At 68.2% G+C, this 19,820-nt stretch carries 23 protein-coding genes and 1 riboswitch; of the genes, 15 read left to right on the top strand and 8 right to left on the bottom strand.

Annotated elements, in window-relative coordinates; genetic code table 11:
- Nucleotides 1-63: 63 nt before the first annotated feature.
- The 3 genes from G6N18_RS20195 to G6N18_RS20185 all read left to right on the top strand — a co-directional run bounded on the left by G6N18_RS20195 (nucleotide 64) and on the right by G6N18_RS20185 (nucleotide 2,361).
- Nucleotides 64-1,182 carry a citrate synthase 2 gene (locus G6N18_RS20195; protein WP_067218545.1) on the top strand — a complete coding sequence of 373 codons (1,119 nt, stop codon included), beginning with the start codon at nucleotides 64-66 and terminating at the stop codon, nucleotides 1,180-1,182.
- A complete protein-coding gene (locus tag G6N18_RS20190; protein WP_109749545.1) occupies nucleotides 1,179-1,781 on the top strand; it encodes a maleylpyruvate isomerase family mycothiol-dependent enzyme in 603 nt (200 codons plus the stop codon). Before G6N18_RS20195 ends, G6N18_RS20190 begins: the two co-directional genes overlap by 4 nt.
- 124 nt (nucleotides 1,782-1,905) lie before the next feature.
- Entirely contained in the window at nucleotides 1,906-2,361 is a 456-nt protein-coding gene (locus tag G6N18_RS20185; RefSeq protein WP_083005600.1) for a VOC family protein, read from the top strand.
- 20 nt (nucleotides 2,362-2,381) lie between these two features.
- Here the strand turns inward: G6N18_RS20185 and G6N18_RS20180 are convergent, their stop codons facing one another.
- From G6N18_RS20180 to G6N18_RS20170, 3 genes are all read right to left on the bottom strand, one after another.
- A complete protein-coding gene (locus tag G6N18_RS20180; protein WP_083005546.1) occupies nucleotides 2,382-4,070 on the bottom strand; it encodes an FAD-dependent oxidoreductase in 1,689 nt (562 codons plus the stop codon).
- An 8-nt stretch (nucleotides 4,071-4,078) separates the two neighbouring features.
- A complete protein-coding gene (locus G6N18_RS20175) occupies nucleotides 4,079-5,101 on the bottom strand; it encodes an AurF N-oxygenase family protein (RefSeq protein WP_083005543.1) in 1,023 nt (340 codons plus the stop codon).
- 171 nt (nucleotides 5,102-5,272) lie between these two features.
- Nucleotides 5,273-5,752 carry a CAP domain-containing protein gene (locus tag G6N18_RS20170; protein WP_083005539.1) on the bottom strand — a complete coding sequence of 160 codons (480 nt, stop codon included), beginning with the start codon at nucleotides 5,750-5,752 and terminating at the stop codon, nucleotides 5,273-5,275.
- 153 nt (nucleotides 5,753-5,905) lie between these two features.
- Here G6N18_RS20170 and serC point away from each other — a divergent pair, with 153 nt between their 5' ends.
- The 3 genes from serC to G6N18_RS20155 all read left to right on the top strand — a co-directional run bounded on the left by serC (nucleotide 5,906) and on the right by G6N18_RS20155 (nucleotide 8,623).
- Nucleotides 5,906-7,018: a phosphoserine transaminase gene (gene serC / locus G6N18_RS20165; RefSeq protein WP_083005535.1), complete on the top strand. Its 1,113-nt coding sequence runs from the start codon at nucleotides 5,906-5,908 to the stop codon at nucleotides 7,016-7,018.
- A gap of 173 nt (nucleotides 7,019-7,191) precedes the next feature.
- Nucleotides 7,192-7,995 carry a septation protein SepH gene (sepH, locus tag G6N18_RS20160; RefSeq protein ID WP_083005529.1) on the top strand — a complete coding sequence of 268 codons (804 nt, stop codon included), beginning with the start codon at nucleotides 7,192-7,194 and terminating at the stop codon, nucleotides 7,993-7,995.
- Between the two features lie 82 nt (nucleotides 7,996-8,077).
- Nucleotides 8,078-8,623 (top strand): Uma2 family endonuclease, encoded by a 546-nt coding sequence (locus G6N18_RS20155; protein ID WP_234806228.1) that lies wholly within the window; start codon nucleotides 8,078-8,080, stop codon nucleotides 8,621-8,623.
- A gap of 299 nt (nucleotides 8,624-8,922) precedes the next feature.
- Here G6N18_RS20155 and G6N18_RS20150 read toward each other — a convergent pair whose 3' ends face one another.
- The gene (locus G6N18_RS20150) at nucleotides 8,923-9,195 is read right to left on the bottom strand and encodes a DUF2537 domain-containing protein (protein ID WP_083005522.1); all 273 of its coding nucleotides are present in this window, start codon (nucleotides 9,193-9,195) and stop codon (nucleotides 8,923-8,925) included.
- Entirely contained in the window at nucleotides 9,192-10,040 is an 849-nt protein-coding gene (locus G6N18_RS20145) for a TrmH family RNA methyltransferase (protein WP_083005519.1), read from the bottom strand. The genes G6N18_RS20150 and G6N18_RS20145 overlap by 4 nt, the downstream gene beginning before the upstream one ends.
- A gap of 63 nt (nucleotides 10,041-10,103) precedes the next feature.
- Here G6N18_RS20145 and G6N18_RS20140 point away from each other — a divergent pair, with 63 nt between their 5' ends.
- Together G6N18_RS20140 and G6N18_RS20135 are read left to right on the top strand one after the other, a co-directional pair.
- Nucleotides 10,104-10,343 carry a DUF2530 domain-containing protein gene (locus G6N18_RS20140; protein ID WP_083005516.1) on the top strand — a complete coding sequence of 80 codons (240 nt, stop codon included), beginning with the start codon at nucleotides 10,104-10,106 and terminating at the stop codon, nucleotides 10,341-10,343.
- A gap of 20 nt (nucleotides 10,344-10,363) precedes the next feature.
- Nucleotides 10,364-10,816: an SRPBCC family protein gene (locus G6N18_RS20135; protein ID WP_083005513.1), complete on the top strand. Its 453-nt coding sequence runs from the start codon at nucleotides 10,364-10,366 to the stop codon at nucleotides 10,814-10,816.
- Here the strand turns inward: G6N18_RS20135 and G6N18_RS20130 are convergent.
- The gene (locus G6N18_RS20130) at nucleotides 10,813-11,610 is read right to left on the bottom strand and encodes a DUF3027 domain-containing protein (RefSeq protein ID WP_083005509.1); all 798 of its coding nucleotides are present in this window, start codon (nucleotides 11,608-11,610) and stop codon (nucleotides 10,813-10,815) included. The genes G6N18_RS20135 and G6N18_RS20130 overlap by 4 nt on opposite strands.
- A 184-nt stretch (nucleotides 11,611-11,794) precedes the next feature.
- On the opposite strand from G6N18_RS20130, the gene G6N18_RS20125 reads away from it, so the two are divergent.
- Nucleotides 11,795-13,381 (top strand): MFS transporter, encoded by a 1,587-nt coding sequence (locus G6N18_RS20125; RefSeq protein ID WP_083005506.1) that lies wholly within the window; start codon nucleotides 11,795-11,797, stop codon nucleotides 13,379-13,381.
- Complete coding sequence (locus tag G6N18_RS20120) at nucleotides 13,378-13,857, top strand: DUF2771 domain-containing protein (RefSeq protein ID WP_083005502.1); 480 nt, start codon at nucleotides 13,378-13,380, stop codon at nucleotides 13,855-13,857. Before G6N18_RS20125 ends, G6N18_RS20120 begins: the two co-directional genes overlap by 4 nt.
- Here the strand turns inward: G6N18_RS20120 and G6N18_RS20115 are convergent.
- A complete protein-coding gene (locus G6N18_RS20115; RefSeq protein WP_083005498.1) occupies nucleotides 13,854-14,867 on the bottom strand; it encodes a glutathione S-transferase family protein in 1,014 nt (337 codons plus the stop codon). The two genes, G6N18_RS20120 and G6N18_RS20115, sit on opposite strands and share 4 nt — an antisense overlap.
- 178 nt (nucleotides 14,868-15,045) lie before the next feature.
- Here G6N18_RS20115 and G6N18_RS20110 point away from each other — a divergent pair, with 178 nt between their 5' ends.
- Nucleotides 15,046-15,840: an endonuclease domain-containing protein gene (locus tag G6N18_RS20110; protein ID WP_109749548.1), complete on the top strand. Its 795-nt coding sequence runs from the start codon at nucleotides 15,046-15,048 to the stop codon at nucleotides 15,838-15,840.
- A 72-nt stretch (nucleotides 15,841-15,912) separates the two neighbouring features.
- On the opposite strand, the gene G6N18_RS24745 is transcribed toward G6N18_RS20110, so the two are convergent.
- On the bottom strand, nucleotides 15,913-16,323 hold the full coding sequence (locus tag G6N18_RS24745; RefSeq protein ID WP_083005495.1) for a cold-shock protein: 411 nt from the start codon (nucleotides 16,321-16,323) through the stop codon (nucleotides 15,913-15,915).
- Nucleotides 16,324-16,475: 152 nt separating this feature from the next.
- On the opposite strand from G6N18_RS24745, the gene G6N18_RS20100 reads away from it, so the two are divergent.
- From G6N18_RS20100 to G6N18_RS20085, 4 genes are all read left to right on the top strand, one after another.
- The gene (locus G6N18_RS20100) at nucleotides 16,476-16,880 is read left to right on the top strand and encodes a YccF domain-containing protein (RefSeq protein WP_083005491.1); all 405 of its coding nucleotides are present in this window, start codon (nucleotides 16,476-16,478) and stop codon (nucleotides 16,878-16,880) included.
- Nucleotides 16,877-17,923, top strand: a complete 1,047-nt coding sequence (gene moaA, locus G6N18_RS20095; RefSeq protein WP_083005487.1) for a GTP 3',8-cyclase MoaA — start codon at nucleotides 16,877-16,879, stop codon at nucleotides 17,921-17,923. The genes G6N18_RS20100 and moaA overlap by 4 nt, the downstream gene beginning before the upstream one ends.
- Complete coding sequence (locus tag G6N18_RS20090; RefSeq protein ID WP_083005484.1) at nucleotides 17,920-18,201, top strand: MoaD/ThiS family protein; 282 nt, start codon at nucleotides 17,920-17,922, stop codon at nucleotides 18,199-18,201. The genes moaA and G6N18_RS20090 overlap by 4 nt, the downstream gene beginning before the upstream one ends.
- A gap of 251 nt (nucleotides 18,202-18,452) precedes the next feature.
- A riboswitch (cyclic di-AMP (ydaO/yuaA leader) is annotated at nucleotides 18,453-18,632 on the top strand.
- 9 nt (nucleotides 18,633-18,641) lie between these two features.
- Nucleotides 18,642-19,817 (top strand): transglycosylase family protein, encoded by a 1,176-nt coding sequence (locus G6N18_RS20085; RefSeq protein ID WP_163689926.1) that lies wholly within the window; start codon nucleotides 18,642-18,644, stop codon nucleotides 19,815-19,817.
- Nucleotides 19,818-19,820 lie beyond the last annotated feature (3 nt).

The raw sequence follows: 19,820 nt of genomic DNA, 5'->3' as shown, positions 1-19,820 counted from the left end.
CTGTCCGGCGGTGTCCGATCAACCGGTGGATACCACCCGAAAGGCGAGTGCGAGAATCTGGCCATGAGTGCGGTGCCTGAAGACTTCGTACCCGGCCTCGAAGGCGTCGTCGCCTTCACCTCCGAGATCGCCGAACCCGACAAGGACGGCGGCGCGCTCCGGTACCGCGGCGTCGACATCGAGGACCTGGTCAACCAGAAGGTGACCTTCGGCGACGTGTGGGCGCTGCTCGTCGACGGGAAATTCGGCGACGGCCTGCGGCCCGCCGAACCGTTTCCGCTGCCCATCCACAGCGGCGACGTCCGCGTGGACGTGCAGGCGGGTCTGGCGATGCTGGCCCCGATCTGGGGCTATCCCCCGCTGCTCGACATCGACGATGCGACCGCCCGCGGTCACCTCGCCCGCGCGTCGGTGATGGCGCTGTCCTACGTCGCGCAATCCGCCCGCGGAATCCACCAACCCGCCGTCCCGCAACGCACCATCGACGAATGCTCAACGGTCACAGAGCGATTCATGACCCGCTGGCACGGAGAGCCGGATCCCCGGCACGTCGAGGCCATCGACGCGTATTGGGTGAGCGCGGCCGAGCACGGGATGAACGCGTCCACGTTCACCGCCCGCGTGATCGCGTCGACCGGGGCCGACGTCGCGGCCGCTCTCTCGGGTGCGATCGGCGCAATGAGCGGACCGCTGCACGGCGGCGCCCCGGCGCGCGTGATCCCGATGATCGAGGAGGTCGAGCAGACCGGAGATGCCCGCGCGGTCGTCAAGGGCATCCTCGACCGCAACGAGAAGCTGATGGGCTTCGGGCACCGGGTGTACCGAGCCGAGGACCCGCGGGCCCGGGTTCTGCGCGCGACCGCCAAGCGGTTGGAGGCGCCACGCTATGAGGTGGCCGCAGCACTCGAGCAGGCCGCGCTGAGCGAGCTGCGGGAGCGGCGACCCGACCGGGCCATCGAGACCAACGTCGAGTTCTGGGCAGCCGTGATCCTCGACTTCGCGCAGGTGCCGACAAGGATGATGCCCGCGATGTTCACCTGCGGCCGCACCGCCGGCTGGTGTGCGCACATCCTCGAGCAGAAGCGGCTCGGCAAGCTGGTGCGCCCTTCGGCGATCTACGTCGGACCGGCGCCGCGCAGCCCGGGGTCGGTCGAGGGTTGGGACCGAGTCGTCCGGCCGTGACGACGGCGTTCCCCTCGGCGGCGGACAGTTTCGCGCGGCTGGTCCGGCGGATCCCCTCCGACGCATGGTCCGGGCCCGGCCTCGGCGAGTGGGACCTGCGCTCGCTGGTCGGTCACACGTCGCGGTCGCTGACCACGGTGATCAGTTACCTCGAGAACCCCGCGGAGCGCGAGGACATCGCCACACCGCAGGAGTACTACGCGCGAGTGAACCCGGCCGCGCTGGGCATGGACCCCGCCGAGGTCGCCGAGCGCGGCAGGGAGGCGGGCCGGGATCTCGGTGACGATCCGGCCGGTGCCGTCGATGCGCTGGTGTCGCGCGCACTTGCCCGACTCAATGCCGTCGACGATCCGCTGATCACCGTGCTCGGCGGGCTGGGCATCCGGCTGCAGGCCTACCTGCCGACGCGGACGTTCGAGCTGGCGGTGCACAGCTTGGATATCACCCGTGCTCTTGGCATTTCGTTCGCCTTGCCTCCCGCGGTGCTCGAGGAGGCGCTGGTCCTGGCAGCGCGCATCGCGGCCGGGCAGGACGGCGACACGGTGCTGATGGCACTCACTGGCCGCGACGCGCTGCCGGTGTCGTTCTCGGTCGTCTGAGGCACCGCTTGCTGTCGGTGGCTCGTGGTTGCATGGCCGCGTGCCGATGAATTGAGCGCAATCGAGCGGTCGGTACTGAAAGCCCCCTGCGGGGATGACCGAGAATCGAAAGGAACTTCCGAAAATGGCCATCGAGGTTCAGCCCGACGTATCCCCCATGCTCACGGTCAGCGACGGTGCCGCGGCGATCGACTTCTATGTCAAAGCCTTCGACGCCGAGGAACTCGGCCGTGTCCCGGGCCCTGACGGCAAGCGGTTGTTTCACGCCGCGCTGCGGATCAACGGCAAGCTGGTGATGCTCAACGACGATTTCCCCGAGATGAACGACGGCAAGTCGGTGACGCCGGAAGCGCTCGGCGGCTCACCGGTGACCATCCACTTGACGGTCAACGACGTGGACGCCAAGTTCCAGAAGGCCGTCGACGCGGGCGCGACGGTCGTGATGCCGCTCGACGACATGTTCTGGGGCGACCGCTACGGCGAGCTGCGTGACCCCTTCGGACATGTGTGGTCGATGGGCCAGCCGGTGCGCGAGGTCAGTCAGGAGGAGATCGACAAGGCGGTCAAGCAGCACCAGTAGCGCGAGCGCCTACCTGCCGTCTACCGGCGTAGTCCGGCGAGCAGACGCCGGCCGAGCGGCGGTGCCGGCGCGGCTGCCGCCGCGGCGAGCATGTCGGCGACGGTGGTGAGCTTGACGCGAGGCCGGTCATCTCCGCCGCGAGCGATCTCGGTGGCGTCGATCGCCTTCCACCCCCGGGCGTCGACCAGGTCGGGCCGCCGGCTGCGCACGAGTTTCTCGAGCGCGGCCGGCTTGGCTCGATCCCTGTCGGGGTCGCGCAGCAGGCCGTCGTTGTAGTCGGCGACGAGGTTGTGCACCGTCTCCGAAGCGCAGGACTTGTTGGTGCCGATGAACCCGGTCGGCCCGCGCTTGATCCAGCCCGCGACGTAGCTGCCGATGACCGGTGCACCCGTCTGCGGGTCGAACACACGACCGCCGTCGTTGGGCACCACCGCCGCGGTTTCGTCGAACGGAAGCCCGCGAACCGGCCTGCCGCGGTAGCCGATCGAAATCAACACCAGCCCGGTGTCCAGCCGGCGCACCTCGTCGGTGCCGGTGACCGTGAACTCCATCGCTTCGGCGCGGACACCGCCGATGACCCGTTTCGGCGTCAGTCGATACGCCAGCCGGATGCGGGGCCGCGTCACCGGCGCCGAAGCGTCGCCGAGCTTGCTCAAGAGCTCCAGCTTGTTGCGCGTCAGCGAATCCTGCGCGGTGGCGAGGTCGCGGACGACCAGCTCATGGTCGGCGGCGGAGAGGACCACCTCGCTCGTCGACGTCAACCCGATCAACTCCGGCAGCGTGAACGCCGAGTCTGCGGGTCCGCGCCGGGCGGCGATCACCACTTCGGTCACGTTGGAGTTGCGCAGCGCGGCGAGCGCGTGATCGGAGATGTCGGTGCGCGCCAGCGTGTCGGGGTCGGTGGTCAGGATGCGCGCGACGTCGAGTGCGACGTTGCCGTTTCCGACGATGACGACTCGTTCGGAGCTGAGATCGACTGGCAGTTCGGTGAATTCGGGATGGCCGTTGTACCAGGCCACGAATTCCGTGGCGGTGCCGGTACCCGGCAGGCCCATGCCCTCGATGTCGAGGCGGCGATCGTTGGGGGCGCCGACCGCGTACAGCACGGCGTGATGGTGCGCGAGCAACTCGTCGTGCGTCACGTCCGAGCCGACCTCGACATTGAGATAGAACGTGAAGCCGGGGTCGCGCGTGACTCTGTCGAACAACGCGGTGACGCCCTTGGTGCTCTGATGATCGGGAGCGACACCCGCACGCACCAGGCCGTAGGGCGTGGGCAGCCGTTCGAAGACGTTGACCCGCACGCCCTTCTGGGTGAGCAACTCGTCGGCGGCATACATCGCCGCCGGTCCAGAACCGACGATCGCCACGGTGAGCGGTCCGGTGGGCCGCGGGTACACCACCGGTGCCTCGATGACCGGCGCCAGCTTCGACGTCGGCGGCAGCTTGCCCTCGCGCTCGGGGTAGAACGCCGCATTCAGCTCGACGAACGGCAGCTGCTTGGGCTCCAGCCGGGTGTCGGGCGCAATGGCCCCGACCGGGCAGGCCGAAACGCACGCGCCGCAGTCGACGCACGCGACCGGGTCGATGTAGAGCATCTCGGCGGTGGCGAAGCCCGGCTCGTCGGGCGTCGGGTGGATGCAGTTCACCGGACACGCGTAGACACAGGACCCGTCGCTGCAACACGACTGGGTGATCACATGCGGCACATAGCCCCCTAGGCGGCGACCACGTGCTGGCGCGCCGGCTCGCTGCGGTACCGACTCGGCTTTCCGTCGATCTTGCAGATCCGCCACATGAGCTTGGCGATCGGGTTGATCAGGCCGGTGTCGTGGCACAGCATCCGGACGTCGCCGAACATGTCGCGCAGCATCTGCTTGGACTCGGGCGAGCGGAAGAAGATCTCCTTGCGCACCGAGCGCGGGATGTCGAATTCCTTCCAGAACGTCCTCGGCGGGACGATGATCGCCGAACACAGGATCCGCATGGTCAGCGGGACGAAGATCGACAACCAGAACCGCTTGCGCCGCGGCAGGTGCGGAAGCCGCTTGCGCAGGTACTCGTGGGCGAACGAGATGTGGCGGGCTTCCTCGGCCACGTGAATGGCCATTACCCGCTCCATGATCGGATGCAGCGCCTTGCCCTCGCGCAGCACGTTCTTCTGCGTGTGGTCGATCGGCTCTTCACCGGCGAGGATGCCGAACCAGAACGGGATTGGTAACGGCCCAGCCACCAGCGGGATCAACGGCTGAATCCACTTCAGCAGTCGCGGCATACCGGGAACGTCGGCCCCGATGCGGTTGACCATCTCCTGGAACATCAACGTGTGGTTGCACTCTTCGACCGCCTCGTGCAGGCAGTACCGGTACTCCGGTGAACCGTTCGGCGTCCAGAACGAGTACTCCATCAGGCCACGGATGAGGATCGACTCGAAATGCAGACCGACTTTGGCGACGTTGGCCTGACGCCACATGCCGATCTCGATCTGCCGCTCGAGCGGCTGGGCCTGGTACCACGGATGGCGGCCCAGCGGATCGGTCGCCGGTAGAACCCAGCGCGGGTCGTTCGGCACGACCGCGAACTCCGGCGAATCCCAGTCGATGTCGGTGTACGGATTGAAGTTGCGCCGCACCGACCCCTCGGACAGGGTGGTGAGCATGTCGACATAGTCCCGGTCTTCTCGGCCGTCGCCTATTTCCATGTTGCGACGCCAACGCCTGACCATTCGAGTCCGGGCCATCTTCAGACCTCCCCACTGAGGTTTACATCTGCGGCTTTAATGTCCAGCAACGGTACCGCAGGTATCGCCTACTGAACATACCCCTTCGCGCGATGTGTCACACCGGCGCGAACAGACTCGGGTGTGACAGGCGTCACAGGTGGCGCCAGGTGCCCAAGTACAGGCGCGTGGCTATTTCCGCCCGAACTCCCCGACCGCGGCGGCCCTGTTGCCGTTGCGAAGCACGGAGAACCCGGCCTCGGTCATGCCGCAGTCGGTGATGATCGCGCGGTGGCCAGGGCTGTTCATCCACCAGTTGACCGCCGCAGGCGGGACATTTCCCACGCCGGTGCTCCAGAAGATGATTTCGCCGACGTTGGAGTAGGACGTGTAGCCGGCGTCGGTGATGCGCTTGACGACGGAGGAACCGTCCGAGCCGGTGTGGTTGACAACGCCGTTGGCCAGCATGTCGTTGGCCTGGCGCGAAGCGGCCGCGGAGAGCTGCGGGTTGGCCGCGACGGGACCACAGCCGTTCGCCGCGCGCGTGGCGTTGATCTGGTTCAGCAACGCGCCGCCCTCGTCGGCGTGGGCGGGAACCGCGAGCAGCGGGCTGAAGAGCGTCACCGCCGCCGCGCAGAGCGTTGTCAACGTCGAAGTTCTCGCAAGACTCATCACGTGCCCCCCTGGGCTCGAGCTGCAGTCCCCGACTGGTCACAGTATGGACACAGCGAGGTCTCTATATCGGCCGTTTACCCACATTGCCGAGATTTTCTGCCCGACCCTCCCCGCGGCCGGTGCGCAAGCCCGGTCACTATCGTTGACCGCATGGCCGACCTGACGATCCCCGCCGACCTCAAACCGCGCGACGGCCGCTTCGGCTGCGGGCCCTCCAAGGTCCGGCCGGAACAGTTGGCCGCGCTCGCCGCCGCCGGCGATCTGTTCGGCACGTCGCATCGCCAAGCGCCGGTCAAGAACCTGGTGGGCCGGGTGCGCGACGGGCTGCGTCAGCTGTTCTCGCTGCCCGAGGGCTACGAGGTGATCCTCGGCAACGGCGGCACCACCGCATTCTGGGACGCGGCAGCGTTCGGTCTCATCGACAAACGTTCACTGCACCTGACCTACGGCGAATTCAGCTCGAAATTCGCCTCGGCGGTGGCCAAGAACCCGTTCGTCGGTGACCCGGTCGTCATCAAGGCCGACCCCGGCAGCGCGCCCAAGCCGCAGTCAGACCCGTCGGTCGACCTGATCGGCTGGGCGCACAACGAGACGTCGACGGGCGTCGCCGTACCCGTACAACGTCCGGACGGATCCGGTGATGCCCTGGTCGCGATCGACGCCACGTCCGCGGCCGGCGGCCTGCCCGTCGACATCGCCGAATCCGACGTCTACTACTTCGCGCCGCAGAAGAACTTCGCCAGTGACGGCGGGCTGTGGGTGGCGATCCTGTCGCCGGCCGCCCTCGCGCGGGTGGAGGCGATCGCGGGCTCGGGCCGCTGGGTGCCGGAGTTCCTTTCGCTGCCGATCGCGATCGACAACAGCAGCAAGAACCAGACCTACAACACCCCGGCCATCGGCACGCTGCTGCTGTTTGCCGAGCAGTTGGACTGGATGCTGGCCAACGGCGGCCTGGACTGGGCGGTCAAGCGCACCGCGGACTCGTCGCAGCGGCTGTACGGCTGGGCGGAGGCGGCACCGTTCGCGACGCCGTTCGTCACCGATCCGGAGTTGCGCTCACAGGTCGTCGGCACCGTGGACTTCAGCGACGACGTCGATGCCGGCGCCGTTGCCAAGACGCTGCGGGCGAACGACATCGTCGACACCGAGCCGTACCGCAAGCTCGGCCGCAACCAGTTGCGGGTCGGGATGTTCCCGGCCGTCGACCCCGACGACGTCAGCGCGCTCACCGCGTGCATCGACTGGGTGGTGGAGCGGCTTTAGCCGCGACCAACAGGCGTGGAGCGGCTTTAGCCGCGACCAACAGGCGTGGAGCGGCTTTAGCCGCGACCAACAGGCGTCGAGCGCCTTTAGCTGGCGTGTCCTACCAGGTAACGAGCGGATAACGCAGTACTGTCCGGGTGAACGGGCTTGGCGCTAGCCCGGAGGAGGTCGCCATGCGGGAACTCAAAGTCGTCGGACTCGACGTTGACGGCAAACGAATCATCTGCGAGGCCGCCGACTCCGGCGACAAGTTCATGCTGCGACCCGACGAACGTTTGCGGGCCGCGGTTCGTGGCGACCAAGTGGGCCCGAGCCAGACACGAGACGAGACCGAGGTGCAAAACGTGCTGCACCCCAAAGAGATTCAGGCCAGGATCAGGGCGGGTGCATCCGTCGCGCAGGTCGCGGAGGCATCGGGCGTCGACGTGGCACGGGTAGAGCGGTTTGCCTATCCGGTGTTGCTCGAGCGCTCCCGGGCGGCGGAACTGGCAACGGCCGCCCATCCGGTCCTCCCCGACGGCCCGTCCGTGCTGACACTGCTGGAAACGGTCACGACGGCGTTGATCGCGCGCGGTCTGGACCCCGACGCCCCCTCCTGGGACGCGTGGCGCAACGAGGACGGCCGCTGGACGGTGCAGTTGGCGTGGAAAGCGGGGATGTCCGACAACGTCGCACACTTCCGCTACACCCCCGGCGCGCACGGCGGCACCGCGACGGCGTTCGACGACGCGGCGAGCGAGCTGATCGACCCGAACTTCGCGCGTCCGCTGCGTCCCGTGGCAGCGCTGCGCGAGCCGGAGGTCCGGGTCGAGGAGCCGACGCTGCCGATCGACCCACCGCTGCAAGCCAGCGAGCCCCAAGCGGCGTCCGAGGCCGTCGCGCCCCAGCAGCCGAAGGCCCGCAGGGGCAAGGCGAAGCCGCCGGTGCCCGCGTGGGAGGACGTGCTGCTGGGCGTGCGCTCGGGCGGCCAGCGCTAGGGCTTTACCCGGCGGAACCACCACCCTTCCGACCGCGTCTAACCCTATGCAGGAGTTGACCGGGAGGCGCACTATGAGCAGCATGACCGCAACAGGCTCCGGGCCTCTCACCGTGAGTGATCTGGAGACGATGCCCGATGACGGTCGCCGCTATGAACTCATCGACGGCGTGCTGATCGTGAGCCCCGCGCCGGGTACGCGACATCAGACGATCGCGTATCGCCTGTTCGGCGTGCTCGATGCCGCATGTCCGTCCGAACTCGCTGTCATCGGTGCGCCCTTTGCCGTGCACCAGGGCGACTTCATCGAACTGCAGCCCGACGTTCTCGTCGGCCGACTGGGCGACTTCACCGCGAAAGACCTCCCGGCTCCACCCGTCTTGGTTGTCGAAATCCTTTCGCCCAGCACGGCATTGATCGACCTCAACACCAAGAAGGCCGTCTATGAACGGCTGGGAGTCCCCGACTATTGGATCATCGAGCCGGACGAGCCGCGGTTGACCGTCTACCAGCTTGTCGACGGCAAGTACCGAGAGTCGACGTCTGTTGAGGGCGGCGAACCGCTCGAGGCCACCCGGCCGTACCGCGTCCGGGTGGTTCCGACCGAGCTGCTCGGCCCGTTCGCGTAAGGAATCGATCAGAAGCCGGCAAAGCCACGGTTTATCTACGCTCATCGCACTAAGCGAGGTTCTCGGTACGACGGTCCGCGACCGCATCGAGGCGGCTTTCTGCGAGGAAGCCACTGCCAGACCGCAAGAGTGAGGCCCCAGCGCCCGCGTATGAAGAGGGCGAGCTGCTTGGCGTCAGCTCGAGCGCCCGCACAAACTGTTGATCTGAACTGTCGTTGACGTCGTAGCGTGCGTCGATATGACCGGTATTTCGAAGTTGATTGGGCCGATCGGCCTAGTACCCCAAGACTGAAGTCGGCTTATCCGCCAACGGCTATCGCCAGCACGACCACCCATGCGATCGCCACACCGACACCGGAGCCCAGCGCGAACCACCGCCACACCGGCCGGTTGCGCCACCCCCACACCGTCGGGGCCAGACCGCCGACCGCGACCAGGTTGAGCCCGAGCGCCAACAGCGAATGAACCCGCAGCAGCCCGATACTGAGCACGACGATCGCGGCCGCGGTGACCGCGGCGACGAACGCCGCCACCGTCAACCCCATCGCCCACGGCGTCGAGTCGTCGGTCATGTCGCCAATCTAATCCGCTCGTAGAACGCCAGCGCTGCGGCGGTTGCGACGTTCAGCGAGTCGGTACCCCGCGACATCGGGACGCGCACCCGCAGATCCGCCGCGCGCATCGTCCGCTCGGTCAGTCCCGGCCCTTCGGCGCCGACCATGATCGCCACCTTGTCGTCGACGACGGCCGACATGGCGTCGGCCAGCGTGCGCGCCGTCGGCGCAGGGGTCATCGCCAGCAACCGAAACCCGTTGTCGCGCAATTGCTCGAGGTCCGCCGGCCACGACTGCGCCCACGCGTACGGCACCAGCAGGGCATGGCCCATCGACACCCGCACGGCGCGCCGGTACAGCGGATCGGCGCATCCGGTGCCGAATACGACCGCGTCCACGCACAGGCCCGCCGCGTTGCGGAAGATCGAGCCGAGGTTCTCGTGGTCGTTGACCCCTTCGAGGACCGCGACGGTGCGGGCGCCGCTGCCCGATGTCGCCGGCCCCGCGGCTCCGTCCAGCACCTCGGAGACCGACAGCTCGCGCGGCCGCGACGCCGAGGCCAGCACGCCGCGATTGAGGTGAAAGCCGACCACCTCGGCCATCACGTCGGCCTGCACCCGGTAATAGGGCGCCGACACCCCGGGCAGGTCCGCCGCGAGTTCCTGCAGGCGGCGGTCGGTGCCCATCATCGCGCGGGCGGTGAACCGCGACGCCAGCATGCGCTGCACCACCAGCACGCCCTCGGCGATCACCAGACCCTTGCCGGTGGGCAGGTCGGGTCTGCGGTCGACGCTGTTGAGGTCGCGGAAGTCGTCCAGCCGCGGGTCGGACGGATCGGCGACGTCGATTACGTTGACGCTCACCGACGTCCGCAATCCGGGCCGTCTGACCGACGAGTCGAGCGCGATCGGCTAGGTTTCATAGCGATGACCCCGCATCCGCCCCCTCTGCCCGACATCCTGTTGCGGCCATTGCCGGTCATCGTCGCGATCGCGGCCGGTTGGGTCGTCGCTGCGATCCTGGCGTTCACGGTGACCGGTCTACACGAGTGGCGGCCTTACACGGTGGCCGGCCTGGGTGTCGGCGCGCTTGGCACCGCGATCTGGCTGTGGCAACGCCGCGCGGCGCGCCACGGGTCGCGCGGGGCGCAAAGCGGACTGAGCTGAAGACAAGACAGGAGAACACGATGGCAGCGCCGCTGTTGCAAGCCGAAACCACGATCAACGCCCCGGTGGCGAAGGTCTGGGAACTGATCTCGGACCTCAAGAACATGCCGCGGTGGAGCCCGCAGTGCCGAATGATGAAAACGTTCGGCCCACTGCGGCCGGGGGCGAAGACGATCAATCTCAATCGGCGCAAGTTCCTGGTGTGGCCCACCACAAGCCAGATCACCGAGTTGATTCCGGAGAAGAAGCTCGCGTTCCGGGTGGATCAGAACGGCACAGTGTGGAGCTACGAGCTCGAACCCACCGAGACCGGCACCCGGCTGGTGGAAACGCGGCACGCCGAAAATGGGGTGAAACCGATCTCCAACATGACGGTCAACGCGTTGATGGGCGGTGTGCCCAGCTTCGAGCGTGAGCTCGTCGAGGGCATGAACGAGTCACTCGCGCGGATCAAGGCCGCGGCCGAACGCTAATCGGCCGGCTCGGTCAGGTCCAGCACGCCGTCGTCGTACGGGTCATACAGCGGAGACCCGCCACCCGCCGGCTGCGGGGTGTCCGAGTGTGCGCCGCAACCGTATTCGGCATCGACCACGTGACCGTCCGCGGAAAGCTCGTTCGCGCAGACGCCGAACATCGTGCCCAGCGACCCGGTGAGCGGCAGATAGAACCCGCAGTCGCGGCACACGCGCCGCGTCGAACGCGCCATCGGTGAACCGGGGCCGAATTCACCGTCGTGCCACCGTTGCGCCGCGTCCATCCGGCCCCACCGGCTGAGCACCTGGCGACGGCCCAGACCCACTTCGGCGGCGACCTCGTCGACCTCCGGGTCGCCGGTGGCCACGTAGCCGGGAACCAGGCGGGGGTCGTCTGCGGACGGAGCCAGGAGGTCACCCGGACCCAGATCGCCCGGCCGGACGCGCTCCTGCCAGGGCACCCACTTGGGCGCCAGCAACGCCGTCGGTCCGGGCACCAGCACGACCTCGCTGATCGTGGCGTGGTCGGCGCCCGGCCACGCCGCGACGACCACGGCCCACTGCCAGCCGCGGTAACCCGGCATGGCCGCGAGGAACCGGTGCGTGGCCGCGGTGGGGTCGTCGAAGCTCGCTCCCAGATATTCACCGACGGTGTCCTCGCCGCTGAACTCGACGATCGCCTCGCGCGCGTCGTCAACGGCGCCCAGGAGTACCGCCTCCAGGTCCGGACGCCCGGCGGCGTTCTCACCGGAAGCGTCGGCGCCGTGCTCGGCGGATTCGGTCACGCTGTCCATCGCCCTCAATAGTGCCTGACCGGCGAACCGGTAGCCACACCGGTTGGCTGCACACCCGTGGCCGCTTCGATGGTGGAGAATCGTCCTCGTGACCGGACCGCGTCGTGACCCACGAGACTCCCCGGGCCGGCGCGACCCTCGCTATTACCCTCCGCGCCCGCCCGACGATGACGAACATCCCGGGATGGCGAACTACCCGAGCGACGGGAGCTATCGTCGTCCCCGGCGGAGTGGGCCGACCCCCAGCGCCAACCGCTGGCTACCGCCGCTCGACGAGCCGACCCGCGAGTTCAGTTCTGCGCCTCCGCCGCACAGCGTGGGCAGCGCGGCCGGCGAAAGGGTCACCGTCACAAGGGCGGCCGCGCAGCGCAGCCGCGAGATGGGCTCCAGGATGTACGGCCTGGTGCACCGGGCCGCCACCGCCGACGGCGCCGACAAGTCCGGGCTCACCGCGCTGACATGGCCGACGGTCGCGAACTTCGCCGTCGACGCCGCGATGGCCGTCGCACTGGCGAACACGCTGTTCTTCGCCGCGGCCGCCGGGGAGAGCAAGAGCAAAGTCGCGCTGTACCTGCTGATCACCATTGCGCCGTTCGCCGTCATCGCGCCGCTGATCGGACCCGCCCTGGACCGGCTGCAGCACGGTCGCCGCGTCGCGCTGGCCACGTCGTTCGCGCTGCGCACGGTGCTGGCCGTGGTGTTGATCGCCAACTACGACAGCGCCACCGGCAACTTCCCGTCATGGGTGCTCTACCCCTGTGCGCTGGGAATGATGGTGCTGTCCAAGTCATTCAGCGTGTTGCGCAGCGCGGTGACCCCGCGCGTACTGCCGCCGAGCATCGACCTGGTGCGGGTGAACTCGCGGTTGACGACGTTCGGTCTGCTCGGCGGCACCTTGGTGGGGGGCGCGGTCGCCGCGGGCGCGGAGTACCTGTTCAACCTGGTCCAGCTACCCGGTGCGCTGTACGTGATCGTCGCCGTGTCGGTGGCCGGTGCGGCGCTGGCGATGCGGATCCCGAAGTGGGTGGAGGTCACCGAGGGTGAGGTTCCCGCGACGCTGAGCTACCACGGTCGCACGGGCGAACTGCGGCGCCATCTCGAACAACCGCCGCCGGCGCAGCCGGCGCGGCAGCCGTTGGGCCGCAACACCATCACCGCGCTGTGGGGCAACTGCACCATCAAGGTGATGGTCGGCTTTTTGTTCCTCTATCCGGCCTTTGTGGCCAAATCTCACGACGCCAGCGGCTGGGAGCAGCTGCGCATACTCGGCATGATCGGCGCGGCCGCGGCCATCGGCAACTTCGCGGGCAACTTCACCGGCGCGCGCCTGAAGCTCGGCCGTCCGGCGCAGGTCGTGGTGCGCTGCACGGTGGTCGTCACGCTGGCCGCGCTGGCCGCCGCGCTGACCGGCGACCTGCTGGTCGCCGCGATCGCCACCTTGCTCACCTCGGGGGCGAGCGCGATAGCCAAGGCGTCGCTGGATGCCTCGCTGCAGGACGACCTGCCCGAGGAGTCGCGCGCGTCCGCCTTCGGCCGGTCGGAGTCGGTGCTGCAATTGGCTTGGGTCGCCGGCGGTGCCGTCGGCGTGCTGGTCTACACCGAACTGTGGGTGGGCTTCACCGCGATCACCTCGGTGCTGATTCTCGGCCTGGCGCAGACCGTGGTCAGCTACCGCGGCGAATCGCTGATCCCGGGCCTGGGCGGCAACCGGCCGGTGCTCGCCGAACCGGAGGGCGGCCGCGCGGACACCGCGGCGGTGGCGCACGAGTGAAACGCTTGCTCGCCGCACTCGCGGCGGTGGTGGTTCTCGCGTCGGTGGGTACGGGTGTGCTCATCTGGCGGCTCAGCGATCACGACTCACCGGAATACCCTGAGATCAGCGCTTTTTCGCACGGACACCTGGTCCGCGTCGGCCCCTACCGATACTGCGAGGTGCTCAATCCCACGAAGTGCGCGGTCTTCGCTGAGCAGGGCGAACTGCCGGTCACCGAACGCGATGCCGTGCAGCTGTCCGTGCCGCCGGCGATCGCGCGGGCGCCGTGGGTGCTGTTGCGCCAGTACGAGGGTGGCGACGTCATCGAGGAGTTCCGACCCGAGACGCGGTTGGCGGTGACCATCCCCACCGTCGATCCGCGGCGCGGCAAGCTCACCGGCTTCGCCGTCCTGCTGCCGACGCTGATCCGCGTCGACGGTGAAGAGGTACCCGCCCCGCACGCCGAGTGGTCGGTGCGCACGGTGTGGTCCTAGGCCGAGTGGGCCTGCGGAACCCGCTCCCCCTGCCGCGGCGGCGCCGGCGGCGTTCCGTCGCCGAAAGGCTTGCCGCCCAACGTCTCCCGGCTGTGCGTCGTGAGCCAGTTGGAAAGGTCCGGTCCCTTCGGCACGATCTGCGTCGGGTTGATGTCGGTATGCACGAGGTAGTAGTGCTGCTTGATCTGGACGAAGTCGATGGTGTCGCCGAATCCCGGCGTCTGGAACAAGTCACGGGCGTAGGGCCACAGCACCGGCAGCTCGGCGAGCTTGCAGCGATTGCACTTGAAGTGCCCGTGGTAGACGGGATCGAAGCGGGCCAACGTGGTGAACAACCGCACGTCGGCCTCGGTGATCGTCTCGCCCACCAGATAGCGCTGGTTCGCCAGCCGGTCGGACAACCAGTCCAGCGCAGCGAACAACCTGTCGTAGGCCTTCTCGTAGGCGTCCTGAGACCCGGCGAATCCGCACCGGTACACGCCGTTGTTGACCTCGGTGTAGACGCGCTGCGCCACCTCGTCGATCTCGTCGCGCAGCCGGTCGGGATACAGGTCGGGTGCGCCGTCGCGGTGATACTTCGTCCACTCGGTGGAGAAGTCCAGCGTGATCTGCGGGAAGTCGTTCGTGACGACCTCGCCGGTGGGCACGTCGACGATCGCGGGAACCGTGATGCCCTTGTCGTAGTCGGGGTAGCGCTTCAGGTAGGCGTCCTTGAGCTGGGGAATTCCCAGCACCGGGTCGACGCCGTCGGGATCGAGGTCGAACGTCCAGCTGTCCTCGTCATGGGTGGGGCCGCAAAAGCCAATGGACAGGGCGTCTTCCAGGCCGAGCAGCCTTCGGACGATGATCGTGCGGTTGGCCCACGGGCAGGCCCGCGCCACGACGAGCCGATACCGGCCGGACTCGACGGGGTAGCCGTCGCGACCGTCGGCCGTGATGCGGGTCGAGATGTATTTGGTGTCGCGGTTGAACTCGCCACCTGAGTCGGACTTGTCGGCGACATATGCCATGCAGGTGATTCTTCCCCGCGAAACTGAACTTATGCGCGTTCAAAGGGCAAAACCTCGCACATAAGCTCAGTTTCGGCGACGGAACCGAACTGGCCGCGGCGCCGTCCTAGTGACCGTGGATTGGCCATTCTTGGGTAGCGAGGCATTGGCCGCCGGCCTGTTGAACCGCTACCAGTTGATGACGCGCTATGAGGCCGTTCACCGCAATGTGTATGTGCCGCGAGGGCAGGTGCTGACCCCGCCGCAGAAAGCGCACGCTGCGTGGTTGTGGTCGCAGCGCCGGGCGACGCTCGTCAGTGTCTCGGCGGCGGCGCTGCACGGCGCGAAGTGGATCGACAAGCGGTTGCCTGCCGAGCTCAACCAGCGCAGCCAGCACAAGACGAGAGGGATCGTGCTGCACAACGACTCTCTGATGCCCGATGAAGTCTGCAACATCCGCGGTTTCCCGGTGACGACAGCCGCCCGCACAGCGTTTGACCTCGGCCGCCGGTACGGGCGAACCTTGGCCGTTATCCGGGTCGACGCGCTGTTACAGGCCACCGCGCTGAAGCTGTCCGACGTCGACGCACTGATCGAGCGGCATCATGGCGCCCGGGGCATCGTGCAATTGCGCGACGTGGTCGACCTCGCCGACACCGGCGCGGAGTCTCCGCAGGAAACCCGCACCCGACTGGTTCTCACCGATGCCGGGCTGCGGCCGTCGCACACCCAGATCAACGTCTACGACGGTTACCGCGCGCACGTCGGCCGAATCGACATGGGATGGCCGGAGTGGAAGGTCGGCGTGGAGTACGACGGCGAACAACACTGGACCGATCCCGCGATCAGAGCGGCCGACATCGAGCGTCAAGCCAAGCTGGAAGCGCTTGGTTGGCGCATCATTCGTGTCAGCGCCGAGATGCTGCGCTACCGGTCCTATGCGATCGTCAAGCGCACCATCGCCGCTCTGCGTGCCGCCGGCGCACCCATCTGACCGCCGAAACTGAAGTTATGCGGCAGAAATTATCGAAATTTCGCGCATAAGTTCAGTTTCGGCGCGACGAAGCTAGGACTCGAGCTCGCGCGCGACCGCCCGCACCACCTCGGACACCCGGCGGGCGGCTTTGCGGTCCGGATAGCGGCCCTTCCGCAGCTCCGGCTGCACCGCGCTCTCGAGCAGCGTGATCATGTCCTCGATCATGCCGTGCAACTCGTCGGGCGAGTGCTTGCGTTCGGCGGCCGCGGCCTCTCGACGGGTCCGCGACAGGCTGGGCGGCGGATCGATGACTTTCAGCGTCAACGCCTGCGGCCCGCGACGCCCCGCGGCAATGCCGAACTCCACGCGCTGACCCGCCTTGAGCGTCTCGACACCAGCGGGCAACGCCGAGGACCGGACGTAGACGTCCTCACCGTCCTCCTGCGACAGAAAGCCGAAGCCCTTTTCGGCGTCGTACCACTTAACCCTGCCGGTCGGCACTGGTCTCACCCGCTTGTCTTGACGTCAACATGGGATACATAAGGAAAGCGCCCCGCTGGGACGCGAGTTGCGATCCTACTCTGACCTCAACCTCGCCAGCATCCCCTTATCGGTAGGCTGGAGCCACCGCTGAAGGAGAAGAAGCGTCCGCTATGCGATTGATCCTGAACGTCATCTGGTTGATCTTCGGCGGCCTGTGGTTGGCGTTGGGCTACCTGCTGGCCGCGCTGATCAGCTTCGTGCTGATCATCACGATTCCGTTCGGGTTCGCAGCACTGCGCATCGCGGTTTTCGCGCTGTGGCCGTTCGGCAACACCGTCGTCGACAAACCCGGACCACGGCCCGGCGCGCTGATCGGCAACGTCATCTGGATCATCCTGTTCGGCATCTGGCTGGCGATAGGCCATGTCATCACCGCCGCGGCGATGGCGATCACGATCATCGGCATCCCGCTCGCGCTGGCCAACCTCAAGCTCATCCCGGTATCGCTGATGCCACTGGGCAAGGACATCGTGCCGGTCGACTCGGTGGCCAACCCGGAGCGGGCGTTCGCATGACGGTCGTCGGCCTCGGCCTCCCATCGGTCGGTCCGGCCACACCGGCGCCGGCCGACGGCCCGCTCATCGACACGTTCGGCCGCATCGCCACGGATCTACGGGTGTCACTGACCGACCGGTGCAACCTGCGCTGCACGTACTGCATGCCCGCCGAGGGCCTGGACTGGCTCCCGGTGGAGCGCCTGCTGCGGCCCGACGAGCTGACCCGCCTGCTGCGCATCGCCGTCACACGACTCGGCATCACCAGCGTCCGCTTCACCGGCGGGGAGCCCCTGGTGTCCCGGCATCTCGAGGACGTCATCGCCGCGACGGCTGCCCTGCGGCCGCGGCCGGAGATCACGTTGACCACCAACGGGATCGGCCTGGCCAGCCGGGCCGACCGGCTCAAGCGGGCCGGCCTCGACCGCATCAACGTCTCACTGGACACCGTCGACGCCGCGCGGTTCGCCGCCATCACCCGCCGCGACCGACTCGACGATGTGCTCGCCGGGCTGCGAGCGGCGAAGGCCGCGGGTCTCGACCCGGTGAAGGTCAACGCGGTTCTCGATCCGGTCACCGGCCTCGACGATGCGGTCGCGCTGTTGCGGTTCTGCCTGGACCACGGCTACCAGTTGCGCATCATCGAGCAGATGCCGCTGGACGCGGGCCACGAGTGGCAGCGCGGCAAGGCGATCGGCGCCGACGAGGTGCTCGCCACCTTGCAGCAGCATTTCCACCTCACCCCCGACAGCGCGCCACGGGGTTCGGCGCCGGCCGAGTTGTGGCGGGTCGACGACGGCGGCGTGGTCGGCATCATCGCCTCGGTCTCCCACGCCTTCTGCGCCGCCTGCGACCGCACCCGGCTCACCGCCGACGGCCAGGTCCGCAACTGCCTGTTCGCCCAGCAGGAGACCGACCTGCGCGACCTGATGCGCGCCGGCGCGGACGACGACGCCGTCGAAGCCGCGTGGCGCACCGCGATGTGGGCAAAGGCGGCCGGACACGGCATCAACGATCCCGACTTCGTTCAGCCCGATCGTCCGATGAGCGCGATCGGTGGATGACTTTGGGTGAGATGACGACGACGGCCACGATCGCGGTGACGGTTCGCTACTTTGCGGCCGCGCGGGCAGCGGCCGGTAACGATGAGGAGACGGTTCGGCTTCGGCCGGGAACGACGCTCGCCGAACTGGTCGTGCGATTGGGCGAGCGCGACGAGAATCAGGCGAAAGTGTTGAAACGCTGCTCATTTCTGTGCGACGGCATCGCGGTTCGCGATGACAGCGCGGCGCTGAGCGACGCTCAAACCGTCGATGTTCTTCCCCCTTTCGCCGGTGGTTAACGGTGATTTCCGTCACATAACGGAATGGTCACAGACTGGCTACGGCGAGGTGGAGCTCGTCTCGGTCCTGCGGAAACGCCGGAAACTGCTGGGCATTTAGAGGATTTTTAAGATTTGCCGACGGCGGAAACGCCGTTACCGGCGAAAGATGACGCGACCACAGCGAGCCGCTACGGTTCGGTCCCAAGCCGGTCGACCTCAAAACGACCGTGCCCGCCGTGCCCAACCGCGCCGAGCTCCATCCGTTGGTGCACGGGATACCGACGAACAACTTGGATGGAGGCGGGGGACCCACCGGTCCGCCGAGTCAAGACGGACCTGGAGCCATCGGCTCCTTGGGGTGAAGCCGGATCGCGCAGTGCGACACGGCCGGGCATACCTCTCCAGCCCGAACCCGACAGCTGACCTCGTGGGCGCCGAAGAGAGGACCGAACGCACCCATGAGTGGACGGCATCGCAAGCCCACTGCATCAGCTGTAAGCGTCGCGAAAGTCGCCTTCACCGGCGCAGTTCTCGGAACCGGAAGCCTCGCCCTCGCCGGGCAAGCCAACGCCGCCACCGACGGCGAATGGGACCAGGTGGCCAGCTGCGAGTCGGGCGGCAACTGGGCCATCAACACCGGCAACGGTTATCAGGGCGGCCTTCAGTTCTCGCCGAGCACCTGGAGCGGCCACGGCGGCGGAGAGTACGCACCCGCAGCGCACCTGGCCACCAAGGAAGAGCAGATCGCCGTCGCCGAGCGGGTGCTCGCCAACCAGGGCAAGGGTGCCTGGCCGTCGTGCGGTGGTCCGCTGTCGGGCGCCACGCCGCGCAACGTCGTCGACGACGCGGCGGAAGCGGTGCAGAACGTGCTGCCGCCCCCGCCACCGCCGATCAATCCGTTCGCTCCGCCACCGCCGCCTGCGCCCGCACCCTTCGACGCGCTGGCCGCGCCGGTGCCACCACCGCCGCCCGCGCCGGCCCCGCCTCCACCACCCGCGCCTGCGCCGGTTGACGCGATGGCCGCCCCGCTACCGCAAGCACCGCCTCCGCCTCCCGCGCCGGCCCCGCCGCCGCCCGCGCCCGCGCCACCGCCCCCGCCGGCGTCTGCACCGATCGACGCCATGGCCGCCCCACTGCCGGAAGCGCCACCGCCGCCTCCCGCGCCCGCCCCACCGCCGCCACCGGCTCCCGCCCCGCCACCGGCTCCGCCGATCGAAGCACAGCCCGTCGCCAACTGGGATGTCGCTCCGCCCGCTCCGGTCGCGCCGGGTGAGCAGCCGCAGCTGTGGTCGCTGCCCGCCGACGGGCCGCTTCAGCCTGCGCCCGCGGCGCCGCCGGCTCCTCCGGCACCCGCACCGGATGCACCAGCGGCCACTCCACTCGCGGCGGACAGCGGTGTGCCGCACCTCGCGAGCCCGCAGAACCTGCCGCCGGGAACGACTGTCGACCGTTCGCAGGTTGCCACCGACAGCCCGAACGTCGCGTACCTCAAGGAGATCTGGCACGCGATCCAGACGCAGGACGTCACCGGGAAGGACGCCCTGCTGGCGCTGACCCAGCGGCCGCTGACCACGCCGGACGCACCGGGTGGCCCACCGCCGAACCTTCCGGCCGCCCCGGCTCCGACTGCCTGAACC

The organism is Mycolicibacterium celeriflavum, assembly GCF_010731795.1.
GTDB lineage: Bacteria > Actinomycetota > Actinomycetes > Mycobacteriales > Mycobacteriaceae > Mycobacterium > Mycobacterium celeriflavum.
This window is presented reverse-complemented; position numbering and strand designations above follow the sequence as displayed.